Origin of the sequence: Polaromonas sp. LjRoot131, from assembly GCF_964252805.1 — a bacterium.
In the GTDB taxonomy this organism is placed as follows: Bacteria; Pseudomonadota; Gammaproteobacteria; order Burkholderiales; family Burkholderiaceae_C; genus Polaromonas.
The window spans coordinates 1,328,911-1,349,424 of the sequence record NZ_CAXUPF020000001.1 but is presented as its reverse complement, the minus strand read 5'-3'; the positions used below and the strand labels follow the sequence as shown (position 1 = coordinate 1,349,424).

The 20,514-nt window shown below is 64.2% G+C and carries 19 protein-coding genes and 1 pseudogene; 8 read left to right on the top strand and 12 right to left on the bottom strand.

What is annotated here, in order from left to right:
* Positions 1–17: 17 nt before the first annotated feature.
* From ACSQ27_RS06250 to ACSQ27_RS06195, 12 genes are all read right to left on the bottom strand, one after another.
* On the bottom strand, positions 18–473 hold the full coding sequence (locus tag ACSQ27_RS06250; RefSeq protein WP_436154591.1) for a PaaI family thioesterase: 456 nt from the start codon (positions 471–473) through the stop codon (positions 18–20).
* Positions 474–479: 6 nt separating this feature from the next.
* Positions 480–1,271, bottom strand: a complete 792-nt coding sequence (locus ACSQ27_RS06245) for an SDR family oxidoreductase (RefSeq protein ID WP_074574258.1) — start codon at positions 1,269–1,271, stop codon at positions 480–482.
* Between the two features lie 204 nt (positions 1,272–1,475).
* Positions 1,476–1,706: a hypothetical protein gene (locus ACSQ27_RS06240; RefSeq protein ID WP_436154590.1), complete on the bottom strand. Its 231-nt coding sequence runs from the start codon at positions 1,704–1,706 to the stop codon at positions 1,476–1,478.
* Positions 1,706–3,529, bottom strand: a complete 1,824-nt coding sequence (locus ACSQ27_RS06235; protein WP_436154589.1) for an acyl-CoA dehydrogenase — start codon at positions 3,527–3,529, stop codon at positions 1,706–1,708. Before ACSQ27_RS06235 ends, ACSQ27_RS06240 begins: the two co-directional genes overlap by 1 nt.
* A gap of 91 nt (positions 3,530–3,620) precedes the next feature.
* Positions 3,621–4,796 (bottom strand): acetyl-CoA C-acyltransferase, encoded by a 1,176-nt coding sequence (locus ACSQ27_RS06230; protein ID WP_436154588.1) that lies wholly within the window; start codon positions 4,794–4,796, stop codon positions 3,621–3,623.
* A 47-nt stretch (positions 4,797–4,843) separates the two neighbouring features.
* Complete coding sequence (locus tag ACSQ27_RS06225; protein ID WP_436154587.1) at positions 4,844–6,952, bottom strand: 3-hydroxyacyl-CoA dehydrogenase NAD-binding domain-containing protein; 2,109 nt, start codon at positions 6,950–6,952, stop codon at positions 4,844–4,846.
* Between the two features lie 206 nt (positions 6,953–7,158).
* On the bottom strand, positions 7,159–7,854 hold the full coding sequence (locus ACSQ27_RS06220; protein WP_074574254.1) for an ABC transporter ATP-binding protein: 696 nt from the start codon (positions 7,852–7,854) through the stop codon (positions 7,159–7,161).
* Positions 7,854–8,633, bottom strand: coding sequence for an ABC transporter ATP-binding protein (locus tag ACSQ27_RS06215; protein ID WP_436154586.1), 780 nt, complete (start codon positions 8,631–8,633; stop codon positions 7,854–7,856). Before ACSQ27_RS06215 ends, ACSQ27_RS06220 begins: the two co-directional genes overlap by 1 nt.
* Positions 8,630–9,922 (bottom strand): branched-chain amino acid ABC transporter permease, encoded by a 1,293-nt coding sequence (locus tag ACSQ27_RS06210; RefSeq protein WP_436154585.1) that lies wholly within the window; start codon positions 9,920–9,922, stop codon positions 8,630–8,632. Before ACSQ27_RS06210 ends, ACSQ27_RS06215 begins: the two co-directional genes overlap by 4 nt.
* Before the next feature lie 8 nt (positions 9,923–9,930).
* On the bottom strand, positions 9,931–10,884 hold the full coding sequence (locus tag ACSQ27_RS06205; RefSeq protein WP_436154584.1) for a branched-chain amino acid ABC transporter permease: 954 nt from the start codon (positions 10,882–10,884) through the stop codon (positions 9,931–9,933).
* 83 nt (positions 10,885–10,967) lie between these two features.
* Positions 10,968–12,221, bottom strand: coding sequence for a branched-chain amino acid ABC transporter substrate-binding protein (locus ACSQ27_RS06200; protein WP_436155409.1), 1,254 nt, complete (start codon positions 12,219–12,221; stop codon positions 10,968–10,970).
* Positions 12,222–12,536: 315 nt separating this feature from the next.
* Positions 12,537–14,165, bottom strand: a complete 1,629-nt coding sequence (locus ACSQ27_RS06195; RefSeq protein ID WP_436154583.1) for a 3-(methylthio)propionyl-CoA ligase — start codon at positions 14,163–14,165, stop codon at positions 12,537–12,539.
* A gap of 209 nt (positions 14,166–14,374) precedes the next feature.
* Here ACSQ27_RS06195 and ACSQ27_RS06190 point away from each other — a divergent pair, with 209 nt between their 5' ends.
* The 8 genes and pseudogenes from ACSQ27_RS06190 (at position 14,375) to ACSQ27_RS06155 (ending at position 20,497) form a co-directional block, all read left to right on the top strand.
* Positions 14,375–15,859 (top strand): protein adenylyltransferase SelO, encoded by a 1,485-nt coding sequence (locus ACSQ27_RS06190; RefSeq protein WP_436154582.1) that lies wholly within the window; start codon positions 14,375–14,377, stop codon positions 15,857–15,859.
* Positions 15,860–15,889: 30 nt separating this feature from the next.
* Complete coding sequence (gene msrB, locus ACSQ27_RS06185; RefSeq protein WP_436154581.1) at positions 15,890–16,300, top strand: peptide-methionine (R)-S-oxide reductase MsrB; 411 nt, start codon at positions 15,890–15,892, stop codon at positions 16,298–16,300.
* 170 nt (positions 16,301–16,470) lie between these two features.
* Entirely contained in the window at positions 16,471–17,097 is a 627-nt protein-coding gene (locus ACSQ27_RS06180) for a septation protein A (RefSeq protein ID WP_436154580.1), read from the top strand.
* Positions 17,094–17,399, top strand: coding sequence for a BolA family protein (locus ACSQ27_RS06175; protein ID WP_436154579.1), 306 nt, complete (start codon positions 17,094–17,096; stop codon positions 17,397–17,399). The genes ACSQ27_RS06180 and ACSQ27_RS06175 overlap by 4 nt, the downstream gene beginning before the upstream one ends.
* An 88-nt stretch (positions 17,400–17,487) precedes the next feature.
* Positions 17,488–18,273, top strand: coding sequence for a peptidylprolyl isomerase (locus ACSQ27_RS06170; RefSeq protein ID WP_436154578.1), 786 nt, complete (start codon positions 17,488–17,490; stop codon positions 18,271–18,273).
* Between the two features lie 143 nt (positions 18,274–18,416).
* Complete coding sequence (locus tag ACSQ27_RS06165) at positions 18,417–19,295, top strand: metal-dependent hydrolase (RefSeq protein ID WP_436154577.1); 879 nt, start codon at positions 18,417–18,419, stop codon at positions 19,293–19,295.
* 5 nt (positions 19,296–19,300) lie between these two features.
* Positions 19,301–19,624: pseudogene (locus tag ACSQ27_RS06160) on the top strand (hypothetical protein); the annotation flags it as partial.
* Positions 19,625–19,753: 129 nt separating this feature from the next.
* A complete protein-coding gene (locus ACSQ27_RS06155; RefSeq protein ID WP_436155408.1) occupies positions 19,754–20,497 on the top strand; it encodes an ABC transporter substrate-binding protein in 744 nt (247 codons plus the stop codon).
* Positions 20,498–20,514: the final 17 nt, after the last annotated feature.

Genomic DNA, 20,514 nt, shown 5'->3' with positions numbered 1-20,514 from the left:
CGGCATGACTGCGGGTATCAGTCCGTGGAAATCGCGCCGCCGGAGGCATCCGGCTTGTCGGCCGCGGGCTGGCGTTTGACGTATTTAAAAGTGCCGGTCGAATGCGCACAGGCCTGGCCCAGCACATCGTAAAGCGTGGCTTCGGTGAAAGCCATGGTGGCGGTGCGGTGCATAAGCCGGCCCTTGGCCGTCAGCCGGCTGCCGTCGCCGGGCGCCGGCCGCATGAAGCTGGTCTTCATCTCGATGGTGACCACGCCCATGTCTTTTTGCACGCTGCGCGCGGCCGTGGCCATGGTGACGTCCAGCAGCGTCATGATGGCGCCGCCGTGCGTCACGGCGAAAGAGTTGAGGTGCTCGGGCTTGGGCGTATAGCCTATGGCCGAGGCGCCGCCCGTGAACAACTCGAGCTCAAAGCCCAGGTGCTTGACAAAGGGGATGTCGGCGCCGAAGTCCATCAACTCTTCCCAGCCCATTTGTGTTTAACCGCCCGTGACGACGGACACGCCACCGTCCACCGCCAGCCACTGGCCCGTGATGTGTTTGCCGGCGTCCGAGGCGTAAAGCACGCACAGGCCCTTCAGGTCCTCGTCGTCACCCAGGCGGCCCAGCGGCGCGTGCGAGGCGAGTTTTTCCTCGCCCAGCGCCTTCAGCGTGCCCACGGTCATCTTGCTCGGGAAAAAGCCCGGGCAGATGGCGTTGACGGTGATGTTGTACTTGCCCCATTCGCAGCCCAGCGCGCGCGTGAAGTTGACGACGGCGCCTTTGGAGGTGTTGTAGGCCACGGTGGTCATCTCGCGCGGGTTGCCGCCCAGGCCGGCAATGGAGGCCACGTTGATGATGCGGCCGGACTTGCGGGCGATCATGCTGTGCTTGGCGATGTGCTGGCTCAGGATGAAATAGCCGCGGATGTTGAGGTTCATAACCTTGTCCCAGGCTTCCACCGGGTGGTCTTCGGCGGGCGCGCCCCAGGCGGCGCCGGCGTTGTTGACCAGGATGTCGACGTGACCCAGGCGCTTGATGGCCTCGTCGGCCAGCGCGCGTATGTCTTCTTCTTTCGAGCAGTCGGCGGCGATCCAGTCGACGTCGATGCCGGCGGCTTTCAGTTCGGCGGCGGATTCAATGAGGTCTTCGGCCTTGCGCGAGCTCAGGATGACCTTGGCGCCGGCTTCGCCCAGCGCCTGGGCCAGTTGCAGGCCCAGGCCGCGCGAGCCGCCGGTCACGAGGGCGGTCTTGCCTTTGAGGTCAAACAATTGCTGGATGGTACGGGTCATGGGTGGTCTCCTGAATGTGTTGTTGATACTTCCCCTTGCGCCGCACGGGCGGGCTGCACAGGGGTGTTGGGGTTGAGAATAGGGGTGGTGTCAGGCAGCCGCGGCTGCGGTGTTTTCAGGTGTGTCGGACTTCGCCATATTGGCACAACATTGAAGCTGTTGCAGTCCCTTCTGTCGTGGCGGCGACCTGGCTCCGGGCGCCGCTCAGGGCCCGACGTTGATACGCGAACGCACGTAGATCAGCACAAAACCCACCGCCGCGATCACGCCGCCGGCGACCACCATGGACCAGCCGATGGCATCGTCCACGCGTTCGACCGACAGGCCCAGCACCAGCGTCAGCAGCCCGCCGTAAATCAGCACCCAGATCAGGGCCTGCAGGCGCGCCACGTTCTTGTTGGAAACAGGATCGGCGGACGGTTTGAAAAATGCCATTAAAAAGCCTCCTCGGGCAGCTCGGCGCAGGTCAGGTCGCGGTTTTCAACCACCTTGAGCCAGGCGTCGATCTTCGGTAATTCGTAATGATAAAAGTAGCGCATGGCCCCCATTCTTCCCGCATGCGGCGCATCCGGGGGCAATGAAAGGCTGGCCAGCGCCACGTCCAGCCACAGCCACGCCAGCACGGTGTGGCCGAAGGCCTGCATATAGGGTACCGCATTGGCCAGGGCCTCGCCGGGTTCGCCCGTGGCCCAGGCCGCCTTGGTGGCGCTGCCCACGTGCTGCAGCGCCTTGCCCAGGGCGTTGGCGTGCACCGCGAGTTCGGGCCGCTGTATGGCTTTTTCAATCGTGGCGTTGATGCGCCCGGCCAGCAGCTGCAGTCCCCTGCCCCCTTCCATCAGCACCTTGCGGCCCAGCAGGTCCATGGCCTGGATGCCGTGCGTGCCCTCGTGGATCATGTTCAACCGGTTATCGCGCCAGTACTGCTCCACCGGGAAGTCGCGCGTGTAGCCGTAGCCGCCGTGCACCTGGATCGCCAGGGAATTGGCCTCCAGGCACCATTCGCTGGGCCAGCTCTTGGCGATCGGCGTCAGCACCTCGAGCAGCAGGCGCGCATCGTCGGCGGCCTGGCCGCCGGCCGTATGGTGCTCGTCGACCAGGCGCGCGCAGTACAGCTCCAGCGCCAAGGCGCCTTCGCAATAGGCTTTTTGCGCCAGCAGCATGCGCTTGACGTCGGCGTGCTCGATGATGCGGATCTGCGGCTGGGAGGCGTCCTTGCCGCCCACGCCGACGGGCCGGCCCTGCGGCCGATTTTTGGCGTAGTCGAGGCTGGCGTAATAACCCGCCATGCCCAGCATGGTCGCGGCCGTGCCCACGCCTATGCGCGCCTCGTTCATCATGTGGAACATGCAGCGCAGGCCTTCATGCGGCTTGCCCACCAGGTAGCCGACGGCGCCGGCCCGGCCGTCCACCGGGTATTTGCCTTCGCCGAAATTGAGCAGCGTGTTGGTGGTGCCGCGCCAGCCCAGCTTGTGGTTCAGGCCCGCCAGCGCCACATCGTTGCGCACGCCGGTGAGCTCGCCCTGCGTATTGACCATCTTTTTGGGCACGATGAACAGCGAGATGCCGCGCGTGCCGGCGATCAGCTTGCCGTCCGGACCCGGTATCTTGGCCAGCACCAGGTGGATGATGTTCTCGGTCAGCTCGTGCTCGCCGGCCGAGATCCACATCTTGTTGCCCTTGAGGCGGTAACGCGCACCCAGCGGGTCGGCCTCAAAACCTTCGCCATCGGGCACGGCGCGCGTCGTCACGTCGCTCAGCGAGGAGCCGGCCTGTGGCTCGGACAGGCACATGGTGCCCGAGAAGCGGCCCGAGAATTCGTTCTTCGCGAAGACTTCTTTTTGCGCATCCGTGCCGTGCACCATCAGCAGGTTGGCATTGCCGGTGGTCAGCAGGCCCGAGCCCATGCTGACCGAGGCCATCGCAAAAAAGGCGTTGGCGGCAGCCTCCACGGTATAGGGCAGCTGCATGCCGCCGATTTCATAGTCCTGCGCGGCGCTGAGCATGCCGGATTCGGCATAGGCCTTCTGTGCATCGTGCGTGGCCTGCGGCAGGATCACCTTTTCGCCGTCGAAATGCGGCTCCTGCGTGTCTACCGTGCGGTTGAAAGGTGCGTATTTTTCGCGCGCGATGCGCTCACAGGTGTCGAAGACCGCGTCAAAGGTCTCGCGGGAATGGTCGGCGAAACGCGGGCGCTGGTTCAGCGACTCGGCGTCCAGCCAGTGGTAAAGCAGGAAGTCGAGGGTGGGCCTGAGGCTCATGACGGCCTCCCCGGCACAAGGGCGGGCATCAAGGCAGGAAACGCCTGCCCTTTCTGAAGGAGCAGGGTTTCATTCATGGTGTTCGCCCGGCTTAGAGGACTTCGTAAATGCCGGCCGCGCCCATACCGCCGCCGATGCACATGGTCACGCAGACGCGCTTGGCGCCGCGGCGTTTGCCTTCGATCAGGGCATGGCCCGTCAGGCGCTGGCCGGTCACGCCGTAAGGGTGGCCGACGGCGATCGCGCCGCCGTTGACGTTGAGTTTGTCCATCGGAATGCCCAGCTTGTCGGCGCAGTACAGCACCTGCACGGCGAAGGCTTCGTTGAGTTCCCACAGGTCGATGTCGCTGATCTTCAGGCCCAGCTTGGCCAGCACCTTGGGAATCGCGAAGACCGGGCCAATGCCCATTTCGTCGGGCTCGCAGCCGGCGACCGCAAAGCCGAGGAAGCGGCCCAGGGGCTTGAGGCCCTTCTTTTCCGCGAGGGTTTCGTTCATGACGACCACGGCACCGCCGCCGTCGGAGAACTGGCTGGCATTGCCGGCCGCGATCACACCGCCGGGAATGGCCGGCTTGATGCCGCTGATGCCTTCCTTGGTCGTGCCTTCGCGGATGCCCTCGTCCTTGCTGACGGTGACCTGTTTGGTGGTCAGGCCCATGACCTTGTCGGCCACGCCGGCCGTCACGGTGATGGGCGCGATTTCGGCTTCAAACAGGCCGGCGGCCAGCGCGGCCGTGGCCTTTTGCTGGCTCAGCGCGCCGTATTCGTCCATGCGGTCGCGCGAGATGTTGTAGCGCTTGGCGACCTGCTCGGCCGTCTGCAGCATGTTCCAGTAGATTTCGGGCTTGTTCTTGGCGAGCCAGCTCTCCTGCAGCATGTGGGTGTTCATTTCCTGCTGCACGCAGGAGATGCTTTCGACGCCGCCGGCCACGTAGATGTCGGCTTCGCCGGCGATCACGCGCTGGGCCGCCAGGGCGATGGTCTGCAGGCCGGACGAGCAGAAACGGTTGACCGTCATGCCCGAGACGGTGACGGGGCAGCCGGCGCGCAGCGCGATCTGGCGCGCGATGTTGGCGCCGGTCGCGCCTTCGGGCGTGGCGCAGCCGATGATCACGTCATCGACTTCGGCCGCCTCGATGCCGGCGCGCTGGATCGCGTGCTCGACGGCGTGGCCGCCCAGGGTGGCGCCGTGCGTCATGTTGAAGGAACCCTTCCAGCTTTTGGCCAGGGGGGTGCGTGCGGTGGAAACGATGACTGCTGAGCTCATGAAATTCTCCGGAATCTGGGACGTTGATCTGTGCGGACCTGAGGGGATCAGGTGGACTGGTTGAAGGTCTTGCCTTCGGCGGCCAGCTTGGCCAGCAGCGGCGCGGGCTTCCAGAATTTGGCGTCGTCCAGCGGGTTCTGGGCGAAGCGGTTCATGCTTTGCACCACGTTGAAGAGGCCGAGCTGGTCGGCGTACAGCATGGGGCCGCCGCGGTAGACCGGGAAGCCGTAGCCCATGATGTAAACCATGTCGATGTCGCTGGCCTTGGAGGCAATGCCCTCCTCCAGGATGTGCGCGGCTTCATTCACCAGCGAGAACACCAGGCGCTGCACGATTTCCTCGTCGGAAATCTTGCGCGGCGTGATGCCCAGGCTCTTGCGGTGGTCTTCGATCATCTTGACGACCTCGGCATTCGGGATCGCGTCACGCTTGCCGGGCACGTAGTCGTACCAGCCGGCGCCGGTCTTCTGGCCGAAGCGGCCTTTTTCGCAGAGCAGGTCGGCGGTCTTGCTGTACTTCATGTCGGGCTTTTCGGTGTAGCGGCGCTTGCGGATGGCCCAGCCGATGTCGTTGCCGGCCAGGTCGCCCATGCGGAAGGGGCCCATGGCAAAGCCGAATTTTTCGATGGCCTTGTCGACCTGCTCGGGCGTGCAGCCCTCGTCGAGCAGGAAACCACCCTGGCGGCCGTACTGCTCGATCATGCGGTTGCCGATAAAGCCGTCGCAGACGCCCGATACCACGGCCGTCTTCTTGATCTTCTTGCCCATTGCCATCACGGTGGCCAGCACGTCCTTGCCGGTCTTGGCGCCGCGCACCACTTCGAGCAGCTTCATCACGTTGGCGGGGCTGAAGAAATGCAGGCCGACCACGTCTTGCGGGCGCTTGGTGAAGTCGGCGATTTTGTTGACGTCGAGCGTCGAGGTGTTGGAGGCCAGGATGGCGCCGGGTTTCATCACACGGTCCAGTTCCTTGAAGACCTTTTCCTTGACACCCATCTCTTCAAACACAGCCTCGATCACGAGGTCGGCGTCTTTCAGGTCGTCGTAGCTCAGCGTGGTGCTGAGCAGGCCCATGCGCTGCTCGTACTTATCCTGCTTGAGCTTGCCCTTCTTGACCTGGGCTTCGTAGTTCTTCTGGATGATGCCCAGGCCCTTGTCCAGCGCTTCCTGCTTCATCTCGAGGATCTTGACGGGGATGCCGGCATTCAGGAAGTTCATCGCGATGCCGCCGCCCATGGTGCCGGCGCCGATCACGGCGACCGACTTGATCTCGCGCTTGGGCGTGTCTTCCGGCACGTCGGGGATTTTCGAGGCGGCGCGTTCAGCCATGAAGATGTGGCGCAGCGCGCGGCTTTCGGGTGTCCACATCAGGTTGATGAAGAGCTCGCGCTCAAAGGCCATGCCGTCTTCGAACTTCTTCTTGGTCGCGGCTTCCACGGCGTCCACGCATTTGAGCGGCGCGGGGTAGTTTTTGGCCATGCCTTTGACCATGTTGCGGGCGAACTGGAAGTAGGCGTCGCCGTTGGGGTGCTTGGCGCGCAGCTCGCGTACCAGCGGCAGCGGCCGGGTGTCGGAAATCGATTGCGCGAAGGCCAGGGCTTCCTGGGCCAGCGATTCGGGCGAGGCGGCAAGCTTGTCGAACAGCTTCTGGCCGGGGATTTGCGCGAGCAGTTCGCTTTTGACGGGCTCACCGCTCACGATCATGTTCAGGGCCGGTTCCACGCCTAGCACGCGCGGCAGGCGCTGCGTGCCGCCGGCGCCGGGCAGCAAGCCCAGCTTGACCTCAGGCAAGGCGATGTTGGTGCCGGGCGCCGCGATGCGGTAGTGGCAGCCCATCGCCAGCTCCAGGCCGCCGCCCATGCAGACCGAATGGATGGCTGCGACGACGGGCTTCGCGGAATTCTCGACCGCGCGGATCACGCTGAGCAGATTCGGCTCGGACAGCGCCTTGGGCGTGCCGAACTCCTTGATGTCGGCGCCGCCCGAGAAAGCCTTGCCGGCGCCGGTGAGCACGATGGCCTTGACGGCCGTATCGGCATTGGCTTTTTGCAGGTTGTCGGTCAGGCTCAGGCGCGTGGCATGGCCCAGGCCGTTGACGGGAGGGTTGCTCAGGGTGATGACGGCCACGCTGCCGTGAACTTCGTAAAGGGTGGTCATTGCTGCTTCTTTCCTTGATGGGAGTTTCAGTGGTTCAGTTGTCTCGGCTGGCGCGTCAGGCCTCTGCATGCCCTGGCGGCCGTAAAAAAGTACGACCGTTCTTTTTCCATTGTAGGGGGCGTTTGTGACGGCACAAGTCCCGGGTTGGACTGTTTGGTCTATTTTTGTCCCAGCGGTGACATGCCCACCGCAATCCACACGGTTTTTTACACCTCGAGCCATTCCTTGCGGATGTAGGCATCGGCCCGCAGGCTGTCGGGCGTGCCGTCAAACACGATGCTGCCGTGGCCCATGACCAGAGCGCGGTCGGAGATCGCCATGGCAATCGTCAGCTTCTGCTCGATCAGCAGCACGGAAATGCCCTTGGCCTTCAGCGTCTGCAAATACTGGCCCACCAGTTCGACGATCTTGGGCGCCAGGCCCTCGGTGGGCTCGTCGATGATGATGAGGTCGGGGTCGCCCATCAGCGTGCGGCACAGCGTGAGCATCTGTTGCTCGCCGCCCGAGAGCACGCCGGCCTCGGTGTGCTGGCGTTCGCGCAGCCGGGGGAACATCTGGTACATGTCTTCAAACGACCAGCGCGAGCCCTTGCCGGATCCTTTCTGGCCCAGCAGCAGGTTCTGGTGCACCGTGAGCTTGGGGAAGATGTCGCGGTTTTCGGGCACATAACCAATGCCGAGGTGGGCGATCTGGTAGGCCTTCTTGCCGACAATCTCCTGCTTTTTCCAGAGGATGGAACCCTGGCAGTCGACCAGGCCCATGATGGCCTTGGCCGTGGTGGAGCGCCCCGAGCCGTTGCGGCCCAGCAGCGCGACGATCTGGCCGGGCTGCACGTCGAAGTGCACGCCATGCAGCACATGGCTTTTGCCGTAGAAGGCGTGGAGGTTCTGGATATGCAGCATCAGTGGCCTCCCGCCTGTGCGTCGGCAACGGACGAGCCGAGATACGCTTCCTGCACACGCTGGTCGGCGCGCACGGCCTCGGGCGTGTCGTAGGCAATGATTTCGCCGTAGACCACCACCGCGATCTTGTCGGCCAGGCCGAAAACCACGCCCATGTCGTGTTCTACGGTCAGCAGGGTCTTGCCCACGGTGACTTCCTTGATCAGGTTGATGAAGCGGCTGGTTTCCGAGCGGCTCATGCCGGCCGTGGGTTCGTCGAGCAGGATGACGTTGGCACCGCCGGCGATGGTGATGCCGATTTCGAGCGCGCGCTGCTCGGCGTAGGTCAGGTTGGTGGCCAGCACGTCGCGTTTTTTGTCGAGCTTGATCATGGCCATCAGCTGTTCGGCGCGCTCGTTGGCGTCGTCGAGGTCGGCCAGGAAGCGGAAGAAAGTGTATTTGTAGCCCAGGCTCCACAGCACACCGCAGCGCAGGTTTTCAAACACGCTGAGCTTGGGGAAGATGTTGGTGATCTGGAAGCTGCGCGACAAACCCAGCCTGTTGATTTCAAACGGCTTTTTTCCGTCTATGCGCTGGCCGTTGAGCAGCACTTCGCCGCTGGTGGGCTCAAAGCGCCCGCTGATGAGGTTGAACAGGGTGGACTTGCCCGCGCCGTTGGGGCCGATGATGGCGACGCGCTCGCCGGCCTGCACCTGCAGGTTGGCGCCGCGGATGATTTCGGTCTTGCCGAAGCTTTTGCGCAGGTCTTTGAGTTCAAGCGAACAGGTGGTTGCACTCACAACAGTTCCCTCCGCTTGATTTCTTTTTCGATGTCATCTTGTATCTGGCCCCATTGCGTGAGGAATTGCCTGCGCGTGAGTTCGAACAGGCCAAGGCCCGTGGCCAGCACAAAACCCGCGCCCAGCCAGCTGTTGAGGTTGGTTGCATTGAGGCGCAAGCCCATGAAACCGAGCTCGGGGCCCAGCGCCGCGTTGAGCTGCAGGTGGTAGACCATCTCCACCATGGCGGCGGCGCCGGCCAGCGCCGCGAAGGCCGTCACGGCCAGGCCCAGGTAACCCACCCACAGCTCCCTGAGCTTGCCGAAGGAGGCCACGCGCAGGTTCATCATGATCAGGCTGGCGATGCCGCCCGGCGCATACATCACCATGAAGAGGAAGACCAGGCCCACGTAGAGCAGCCAGGCCATGGACAACTCGGACAGCAGGATCAGCGCCAGCACCAGCAGGCCGGCGCCGATGATGGGGCCGAAGAAGAAGGTCGCCCCGCCCAGGAAGGTGAACAGCAGCAGGCTGCCCGAGCGCACGCCGCTCACGACCTCGGCGGTCACGATCTCGGAATTGATGGCCGCCAAGCCGCCGCCTATACCGGCGAAAAAGCCGGCGATGATGAAGGCGTAGTAGCGCACGCGCTGCGTGTTGTAGCCGATGAACTCCACGCGCTCGGGGTTGTCGCGCACGGCGTTCAAAATCCGGCCCAGCGGCGTGCGCGTGAAGGCGAACATGGCCGCCGTGCAGATGAAGCAGTAAAACGCGATCAGGTAATAAACCTGGATCTGCGGGCCGAAGCCGATGCCGAACACCGGCTTGCCGTAAGCCCGGTTGGTGGTGATGCCGCCCTCCCCGCCGAAGAACTCGGGGAACATCAGCGACATGGCGAACACCAGCTCGCCCACGCCCAGCGTGATCATGGCAAAGGTGGTGCCGGCCTTCTTGGTGGTGACGTAGCCGAACAGCACGGCGAAGAACAGGCCCGACAGGCCGCCCACCAGCGGGATCAGCGGCAGCGGGATGTAAAAGCTGCCCTTGGCGGCCAGGTTCATCGCATGCACGGCCAGGAAGGAGCCCAGCCCGGCATAGACCGCATGGCCGAAACTCAGCATGCCGCCCTGCCCCAGCAGGATGTTGTAGCTCAGGCAGATGATGACCAGGTAGCCGGCCTGCGATAGCATGGTGAGCGCCAGGCTGCTCTTGAACATCATGGGCGCGACGATGAGCAGCAGCGCGTACAGCGACCACAGCAGCCAGCGGCCGACGTTATAGGGTTTGAATTGGTGGTAAGCGGTAGACATGTGGCGACTCATCCTTCCCGCGTACCGAGCAGGCCCTTGGGCCGGAAGATCAGGATCAGCACCAGGAACAGGAAGGGCAGGATGGGCGCCACCTGCGAAATCGTGAGCTTGAGCAGCGGGTAGCCAAAGGTCTCGGGCGTCACCACGTACTTGAAGTGCCCCAAAAGCGTGATCAGCGACTGGTCCATCTGGATCGCGAAGGTCTGGATCAGGCCTATCAGCAACGAGGCCAGGAAGGCGCCGCTCAGCGAGCCCATGCCGCCCACCACCACGACCACAAAGATGATGGCGCCGACCGAGCCGGCCATGGCGGGCTCGGTGATGAAGGTGTTGCCGCCTATGACACCGGCCAGGCCCGCGAGCGCCGCGCCGCCGCCGAAGACCAGCATGAAGACGCGCGGCACGTTGTGGCCCAGCGCCTCCACGGTTTCAGGATGGGTGAGTGCGGCCTGGATGACCAGGCCTATGCGCGTGCGCGTCAGCAGCAGCCAGATGCCGGCCAGCATGGCCAGCGAAATGAACATGATGAAGGCGCGCGATTTCGGGAAGTTGGTGCCGAACACCGTGAACAGCGGCCCCTGCAGGCCTTCGGGCAGCACGTAGTTGACGGCCGAGCGGCCCCAGACCAGTTGCACCAGTTCCAGCAGCAGGTAAGAAAGCCCGAAGGTGACCAGCAGCTCGGGCACGTGGCCGAACTTGTGCACCTTGCGCAGGCAAAAACGCTCGAAAGCCGCGCCCATCACAAACACCAGCAGCGGCGCCACCAGCAGCGACCACCAGAAGCCTATGACCTGCGAGGTGCTGTAGGCGATATAGGCGCCGACCATGTAGAAGGACGCGTGCGCGAAATTGAGCACGCCCATCATGCTGAAGATCAGCGTCAGGCCGGAACTGAGCATGAACAGCAGCAAGCCGTAGCTGAGGCCGTTGAGCATCGCGATGGTGAAGGATTCCAGATTCATCGATAAGCGCCTGTTGGAAAAAGCCGGATGAAAAAAAGGCCCGAACTCGGATCGGGCCTGTGTCCGTCAGCGGGACGCCGGGATCACCCCGGGCGCTTCATCTGGCACGAGGTGGGCGTGCTGGCCACATAGGGCTCATAGTATTTGACCGGCACAAAGGTGTAGCCCGTGTTCTCGGCATCGTAGGGGTATTTGCCGCCGGCTTTCTCCCATTTGTCGATGTAGAGGCCCTGCTGCAGCTGGTGGTCGGTCTTGCGCATCTCGACGTCGCCGTTGAAGCTCTTGAAGCGCATGCCTTCCATGGCCTTGGCCACCGCGGCCGGCTCGGTCGACTTGGTCTGCGCCATGGCTTCGGTCAGGATGGTGAAGGCGTGGTAGATCGCGCCGGTGTAGAAGTCGTCGTTGAACTTCTTCTTGTAGTCGGCCTGGATCTGCTGGATCTCGCCGCCCATGTTCAGGTGGTTGTAGGACACCATGTAGACCCGGCCGGCCGAGGCCGCGCCCAGCGCGGTCGGCGTGCCGGTGACGCCGGCGTAATAGGTGTAGAACTTGACGTTGTTCAGGCCCGCCTCGTTGGCGGCCTTCACCAGCAGCGAGAGGTCGGAGCCCCAGTTGCCGGTGATCACGGTGTCGGCGCCCGACTGCTTGATCTTGGCGATGTAGGGTGCGAAGTCGCGGACCTGCGCCAGCGGGTGCAGGTCCTCGCCGACGATCTGGATGTCGGGGCGCTTGCTGGCCAGGTTGGCCTTGGCAAACTTGGCGACCTGCTGGCCGTGCGAGTAGTTCTGGTTGATCAGGTAGACCTTCTTGATGTCCTGCTGGTCCTTCATGAAGGCCGTCAGGGCTTCCATCTTCATGGAGGTGTCGGCGTCAAGACGGAAGTGCCAGTACTCGCACTTGCTGTTGGTGAGGTCGGGGTCCACCGCGGCGTAGTTGAGGTAGACGACTTCCTTGCCGGGATTGCGTTCGTTGTACTTGGACAGCGCGTCCATGATGGCCAGCGCCGGGCCCGAGCCGTTGCCCTGCACCACATAGCGCGCGCCCTGGTCGATGGCGGACTTCAGCGCGTTGGTGGTTTCCTGCGGGCTGAGCTTGTTGTCGATGCCGATGATCTCGAACTTCACGCCGGCCTTGTTCTTTTTGCTGAACTGCTCGGCCAGGAACTGGAAGCCCTTGAGCTGGTTGGTGCCGACGGCGGCCATCAGGCCGGACAGCGGGTCCAGCCAGGCGATCTTGACGGTCTGGTTCAGGTTGACCGCGCCGCCGGCGGCGGGCGCAGCGGTGGCGGCCTTGGCCGGTGCGGCGGCTTTGGCTGCAGGTGCCTGGGCCAGCGTCATGCCGCTGTAAAGCATGGCGGACACCGCCATGGCGACGCCGGCATGCCGAGCGAAAAATCGGGTTTGGGTTGTCATCCCTTGTCTCCTGAAAATTATGAATTTGCGAACGAAATCTAACGGGGAACCGGCAAAGGTTAGGGTAAAAAATGCTGCACTGCGTCAGGGAATGCCCTAGCGCCTTGTCACAGATGTGACCCCCACGCTTCTCGCTTCGCGTAGTGCGCTGCCCCCCGAGGGGGCCGCTGCGCCTGCGGCCCGGCAAAGCCGGTTCCGCGGCCCCTGCTGGGTTAATACCGCCCCACTCTATGGCCGTACTTAGGCTTGTGGCAATTTGTAATCTTTTAGTTGTTCGCGCAGCTTGGTCTTGAGCATCTTGCCGGTGGCACCCAGGGGAATGGCGTCGACGAAAACGACGTCGTCGGGGATTTGCCATTTCGCGGTCTTGCCTTCGTAGAAGCGCAGCAACTCATCGCGGGTGACGTCCATGCCGGGCTTTTTGACCACCGCGACGATGGGCCGCTCGTCCCACTTGGGGTGCGCCACACCTATGCAGGCGGCCATGGCCACGGCCGGATGCGCCACGGCGATGTTCTCGACGTCGATGGAGCTGATCCATTCGCCGCCGGACTTGATGACGTCCTTGCTGCGGTCGGTGATCTGCAGGTAGCCGTCGGGATCTATGGTGCCGACGTCGCCCGTGGGGAACCAGCCGTCGACCAGCGGGTCGCCGCCCTCGCCTTTGAAGTATTCGCGCACGATCCACGGCCCCTTCACGTAGAGGTCGCCGAAGACCTTGCCGTCCCAGGGCAGCTCCTTGCCATCCGGATCAACAATCTTCATGTCGACGCCGTAGAGGGCGCGCCCCTGCTTGAGGCGTATCTTCATTTTTTCGGCTTCGGGCAGCGCATCGTGCTTGTTCTTGAGCGTGCACAGCGTGCCCAGCGGGCTCATCTCGGTCATGCCCCAGGCGTGCAGCACTTCGACGCCGTAGTCTTCGCGGAAGGCATTGATCATGGCCGGCGGGCAGGCCGAGCCGCCGATGACGGTGCGCTTGAGCGTGGAGAACTTCAGGCCCGCGGGCCTCATGTGGGTCAGCAGCATCTGCCACACGGTGGGCACGCCGGCCGCGTAAGTGACCTTCTCGGCCTCGATCAGTTCGTAGATCGACTTGCCGTCCAGCGCCGGGCCCGGGAACACCAGCTTGGCGCCGGTGAGCGCGGCCGAATACGGGATACCCCAGGCGTTGACGTGGAACATGGGCACGACCGGCAGGATGGCGTCGCGCGCGGAGATGCACATGACGTCGGGCAGCGCGGCCGCATAGGCGTGCAGCGTGCTGGAACGGTGGCTGTAGAGCGCGGCCTTGGGGTTGCCCGTGGTGCCGCTGGTGTAGCACATGCTGGAAGCCGTGTTCTCGTCAAAGCTGGGCCAGTCGTAGTCGGCCGCCTGCGCGCCTATCCAGCTTTCGTAGCTTTGCAGATTCGGGACGCCGGAGTCGGCCGGCAGCTTGTCGGCGTCGCACAGCGCGATGTAGTGCTTGATGGTCGGGCAGCGGGCGTGCACGGCCTGCACCAGCGGCAGAAAGCTCAGGTCGAAGCACAGCACCTGGTCCTCGGCGTGGTTGGCGATCCAGGCGATCTGGTCCGGGTGCAGGCGCGGGTTGATGGTGTGCAGCACGCGGCCCGAGCCGCTCACGCCGTAATACAGCTCCAGGTGGCGGTAGCCGTTCCAGGCCAGCGTGGCGACGCGGTCGCTGAAGGCCAGCTTGAGGCCGTCCAGTGCCCTGGCGACACGGCGCGCGCGCTGGCCCAGGTCTTTGTAGGTGTAGCGATGCAAGTCGCCTTCCACGCGGCGCGAGACGATTTCGGCGTCGCCATGGTGGCGCTCCGCGAACTCGATCAGCGATGAGATCAGCAGCGGCTGGCTTTGCATCAAACCTAACATCGTCAGTGTTCCTTTCCTGCCCGGCGGGCGTGTGGGTGAATCAAATGTCTCCGCGGCCATGGTACCCCTCGGGCCGGCACGCAGGCCTCGGGAAAGTCCCCAGCCGCGTTGCCTTGGCGACAGCGCCGCCGGGGGGGCGCGAGCCGCCCGTGGGGACGCCGCATACCCCCAGCCCGGCACAGCCGCCGGGTCGATAGCACAATAAGCCCATGACCTCTGCCATCGCGATAGACAGCCCTGCCACCAATACCTCCGGCCTGAACTGGGTCAACAGCTTTGCCGCCCTGGGCCCGGACTTCTACACCGAGCTTCAGCCCACGCCCCTGCCCGCGCCCTACTGGGTCGGCAAAAGCCGTGCGCTGGCGCGCGAGCTGGGGCTCGAAGACCATTGGCTGGAATCGGCCGATACCCTGGAAGCCCTCACGGGCAATCGCCTGTTGCCGGGCTCCGGGCCCCTGGCCAGCGTCTACAGCGGCCACCAGTTCGGTGTCTGGGCCGGGCAGCTGGGCGACGGCCGCGCGCTGCTGCTGGGCGAAATAGACAGCCCGTCCGGGCCGCAGGAAATGCAGCTCAAGGGCGCGGGCCAGACGCCCTATTCCCGCATGGGCGACGGCCGGGCCGTGTTGCGCAGCTCGATCCGTGAATTTTTGTGTTCCGAGGCCATGCACGGCCTGGGTATCCCGACCACGCGGGCGCTGTGCGTCACGGGCTCCGATGCACCGGTGCGGCGCGAAGAGATCGAAACCGCCGCCGTCGTGACCCGCACAGCGCCCAGCTTCATCCGCTTCGGGCATTTCGAGCACTTCAGCTACACCGGCCAGCACGCCCAGCTCAAGGCCCTGGCCGATTACGTCATAGACCGCTTCTACCCCGCCTGCCGCGAGGCGCCGCAGCCTTACGCGGCGCTGCTGGAGGCCGTGAGCGAACGTACGGCACACCTGATGGCGGCCTGGCAGGCCGTGGGCTTTTGCCACGGCGTGATGAACACCGACAACATGAGCATCCTGGGCCTGACCATGGACTACGGCCCCTTCCAGTTCCTGGATGCCTTCGACCCCGGCCACATCTGCAACCACTCGGACGCGCAGGGCCGCTATGCCTACAACCGGCAGCCCAATATGGCCTACTGGAACCTGTTCTGCCTGGGCCAGGCCCTGCTGCCGCTGATCGGCGAGCAGGAACTGGCACTGGCCGCGCTGGAGCCCTACAAGACCCAGTTCCCCGAGGCCCTGTACGCCCGCATGCGCGGCAAGCTGGGCCTGGCGGACGAACGGCCCGAGGACAAGGCCCTGGTGGACGACTGCTTCAAGCTGCTGGCCGCCGGCAAGACCGACTACAGCATCTTCTGGCGGCGCCTGAACGGCTTCACGCCGCAAAGCGGCCATGAACCGGTGCGCGACCTGTTCTTCGACCGAGAATCCTTCAATGCCTGGGCCCTGCAGTACTCTGAACGGCTGGCCGGCGTGGACGCCGAACTGCGCGCCGGCCTGATGCACCGGAACAACCCGAAATTCGTGCTGCGCAACCATCTGGGCGAAGAAGCCATACGCGCCGCGAAACTAAAAGACTTTTCGGGTGTCGATACCTTGCTTGCCCTGCTGCAGTCCCCATGTGAAGAACATCCCGGGCATGACAGCTTTGCCGGTTTCCCGCCGGACTGGGCTTCATCGATTGAAATCAGTTGCAGTTCGTAACATCAAAGTCAAAATTCCAGGACACACAACATGAGCGCCAAGATCCAGAAAACCGACGCCGAATGGAAAGCCCTGCTGGCCGAAAAAGGCGCCGAGCCGGCCGCCTTTGAAGTCACCCGCCACGCCGCCACCGAGCGCCCCTACACCGGCAAATACGAGGCCGTCTGGGCCGACGGCAGCTACCACTGCATCTGCTGCGGCGCCAAGCTCTTCGAGTCGGAAACCAAATTCGACGCAGGCTGCGGCTGGCCCAGCTTCTCCGAAGAAGCCGTGCCGGGCGCGATCGAGGAAATCGTGGACCGCAAGCACGGCATGGTGCGCACCGAAACGGTGTGCGCCAGCTGCGGCGCGCATCTGGGCCATGTGTTTCCGGATGGGCCAACCCCTACCGGCCTTCGATATTGCATGAATTCCGCCTCCCTGGACTTCAAGAAAAAATAGGGCCCCCACGCTTTTCACTGCGTCTGCGACTTCGTGTAATGCGCTGCCCCCCCGAGGGGGCGCTGTGCCTGCGGTCTGGCAAAGCCAGTCCCGCGGCCCCTGCTTGCTAATACGGGGATGTAACGCCAAGCCAGCTCTTTTTGTCCCTTTTGCCCCGCGATAATCTGTCCATGAAAATTCTTTTCGACTTTTTGCCGATTGCCCTGTTTTTCGGCATGTTCAAGTACGCCGAAGGCCACAAGGACTGGGCCGCCGCCACTGCCACCGAATGGCTGGGCTTTATGGTCTCGGGCGGCGTGGTGGGGGCCTCCGAAGCGCCGGTGCTGCTGGCCACTGTCGTGGTGATCATCGCCACGCTGGCACAAATCCTCTGGCTCAAGGCGCGCGGCAAAAAGGTCGACACCATGTTGTGGGTCAGCCTGGGGCTGGTCACCGTGCTGGGCGGCGCCACGATTTATTTCCACAGCGAGGCCTTCATCAAATGGAAGCCCACGGTGCTCTACTGGGTCATGGGCACGGCCCTGCTGGTGGGCCAGCTGGTCTTCAAGAAAAACGGCATCAAGTCGCTGATGGGCGCGCAGATGGCGCTGCCGGATTCGATCTGGCGTGTGGTCAATTTCAGCTGGGTCGGCTTTTTTGCCGTCATGGGCATCCTCAACCTGTGGGTGGCCTTCACCTTCCCCACCGCCACCTGGGTCAACTTCAAGCTCTTCGGCGGCCTGGGCCTGATGGTGGTGTTTGTGCTGGCGCAGGCGGTGTACCTCAACAAACACATCAAACCCGGCACCACGCCATGACCGCAGCCCCTTCCGGCGTTCTTTCCAGCGCCCTGCCCGTGCGCACCGCGGAGATCGAGCGGCAGCTCCAGGCGCGGCTGCAGCCTACGCGGCTGGAAGTGCTCGATGAAAGCGCCGCCCACGCCGGGCATTCCGGTGCCAACGCCGAAGGCTTCGGCACCCATTTCCGTATCCGCATCGCCAGCCCGCTCTTTACCGGCCAAAGCCGGGTGGCGCGGCACCGGCTTGTGTATGATGCACTGCAAAATTTCATTGACCAGGGGCTGCATGCCCTGGCGATCGAGATCATCGAGTCACCCTGAAACCTGGCGGCGCCCCCGGAACTTCGGCCGCGAAGGCCGGGCATCATCCTGACACTAACAAGCATTCATCAAAGGACTGCAAGACATCATGAAGAAACAATTTTTACTGGCCACCGCCGTCGCGGGCCTGCTGGCCCTGGGCGCTCAAGGCGTGATGGCGCAGAACGTCGCCATCGTCAACGGCAAGGCCGTTCCCAAAACCCGCCTGGACTCGCTGGCCCAGCAGGTCGCCAAGTCGGGCCGTCCCGTGACGCCGGACATGGAAGCCCAGCTGCGCGAAGAAGTGATCGCGCGCGAGGTTTTCATGCAGGAAGCTGAAAAGCGCGGCCTGTCGACCAGCGACGACGTCAAGGTGCAGATGGAACTGGCGCGCCAGACCATCATGATCCGCGAGCTGTTCGCCGACTACCAGAAGAACAACCCGGTTACCGAAGACGAGATGAAGGCCGAGTACGACAAGTTCGCCGAAGCCAACGGCGGCAAGGAATACAAGGCCCGCCACATCCTGGTGGAAAAGGAAAGCGAAGCCAAGGACATCATCGCCAGCCTGAAAAAGGGCGGCAAGTTCGACGACATCGCCAAGAAGAAGTCCAAGGACCCCGGATCCGGCGCCAAGGGCGGCGACCTCGACTGGGCCAACCCCTCCAGCTACGTGCCGGAGTTCACCCAAGCGCTGGTCAAGCTCAGCAAGGGCCAGACCACCGACACCCCGGTGAAGACCGAGTTCGGCTACCACGTCATCCGCGTGGACGACATCCGCACGGCGCAGCTGCCTTCGTACGAGGAAGTCAAGCCGCAGATCGCCCAGCAGATGCAGCAGCAAAAGCTGGCCGCCTTCCAGACCGACCTGCGCAAGAAAGCCAAGGTCGAGTAAGCGCCACCGCACCGGTTCAAAAAAGCAGCCTTTTGGCTGCTTTTTTATTGGGCGCGCTCCCATCCGGGGGCGATTTGCGCGAATTGCCGATTGACGAAGGTGGCGGGGGCCGTTCCAATGGCTCACATCCTTCAGGAGGTCCCATGCCAAACCGCCTTGCAAACCGCCTTGCTTTGATCCCCTTCTCTTCATTTCCCGCCCCGCTGCTGCGCGGGCTGCTGCTGGGCGTGGCCCTGCTGCTCGGCCTGCCGGCCTTCGCGCAGAACGGCAAAACCGAAGTGCTCTGGCTCGGCCAGGCGGCCACGCGCATCACCACACCCACCGGCAAGGTCATCATGATCGACCCGTGGCTCACCTCCAACCCCAAGACGCCCGCCAACTTCCGCGCGCTGGAGGCGCTGGGCAAGGTGGACCTGATCCTGGTGACGCATGCGCACTTCGACCATTTCGCCGATGCGCCCGCACTGGCCAAAATGCACAACGCGCCCATGTACGGGCCCGCCGGACTGAACCAGACGGTGGCCACGCTGGGCATACTGCCCGCCGAACTCGCGCCGCGCTTCGGCAAGGGCGGCACCATCATGCCTTTCGGCCCCACCGGCGTGAAGATCACGGCCGTGCATGCCGAGCATTCCTCCGAGCTGGCCTACAAGAACCCGGCCACCGGCAAGGATGAGGTGCAGCCCGGAGGTGAACCGGTAGGCTTCATCCTGGAGATGGAAAACGGCTTCAAGCTCTGGCACATGGGCGATACCGCCGTCTTCGGCGACATGCGGCTGATCGGCGACATGTACCGGCCCGACCTGGTGCTGATTCCCATAGGCGGCCATTTCGTGATGAACCCGGTGGATGCCGCCATGGCGGTGCGCGAGATGATACGGCCCCGCTTCGCGCTGCCCATCCATTACGGCACCACGCCCGTGCTGCGCGGCACGCCGGCCGAATTCAACGCGGCGCTCGGGAGCGCACCCGGCACGGCCCGCATGGTGGCGCTGGACCCAGGCCAGAAACTGGACTTCTGAGCACCATGGCCGGTTTCGATCCTCTTTCCACCCCTCCCGCCCCCGCCCTTCCCCAGCCCGTGCAGGAGGCCCTGCAGCGCGGCAACCTGGTCGAAGCCATCAAGCTGATGCGCGCCGGCACCGGCCTGGGCCTCAAGGAAACCAAGGACGCGCTGGAAGCCTATATGCGCGGCGAGCCGCCGGCCGGCGGCTTTGCCCCCAAGGCTTTGGCTACCGGCGCGCCCCTGCCCGCGCAGGTGCAAGAGGCACTGGACCAGGGCAACAAGATAGAGGCTGTACGGCGCTTGCGGGGCCTGACAGGCATGGGGCTCAAGGAAGCCAAGGATGCGGTGGAGGGTGTGGGCGATGACGCGGGACCGGGCGCGAGCGAGGGACTGTCTCCCGGCCAGGTGCGCGGCTCGAACGGCTTGTGGTGGTGGCTTGTTGCACTGGCCGTGCTGGGGCTGGCTGCGTTTGTGCTGCTGGGCTGCGCCTCCACGCCGCCGGCGCCCGTCGCCGAACTGGCGCCTTCGGGCAGGCTCAAGGCCGCCATCAACTTCGGCAACCCCATCCTGGCGGTTCGCACGCCGGACGGTTCACCGCGCGGCGTCTCGGTGGACCTGTCCAAGGAGCTCGGCAGGCGCCTGGGCGTGCCGGTTGACCTGGTGACTTTCACATCGGCCGGCAAGGTGGTGGAAGCGGTGAAGGATGCGCAGGTGGACATCGCCTTTGTCGCGATAGACCCGGTGCGCGGCGCCGACATGCTGCAGACGCCGCCCTACGTCATCATCGAGGGCGCCTACCTGGTGCGCCAGGACTCGCCGATACGCCGCAACGAGGACGTGGACCAGGCGGTGAACCGCGTCGTGGTCGGCAACGGCAGCGCCTACGACCTCTACCTGACCCGCGAACTGAAAGCCGCGAAGCTGGTCAAGGCCCCCACCTCGCCGGCGGTGACCGACGTCATGGTCGCGCAAAACATCGAGGTCGCGGCCGGCGTCAAGCAGCAGCTGGAAGCCGACGCGAAACGCGTGCCGGGCCTGCGCCTGCTGCCGGGACGTTTTATGGTGATCAACCAGGCCATGGGCTTGCCCAAGGGGCGCGAGGCCGGCGCGCGTTACCTGGCGGCTTTTGTCGAGGAGATGAAGGCCTCGGGTTTTGTCGCGCAGGCCTTGGCGCGGCATGGGATCGAAGGGGCGGCTGTCGCGCCGCCCAGCCGCTAAGGCCCTAAGGCCGGGAA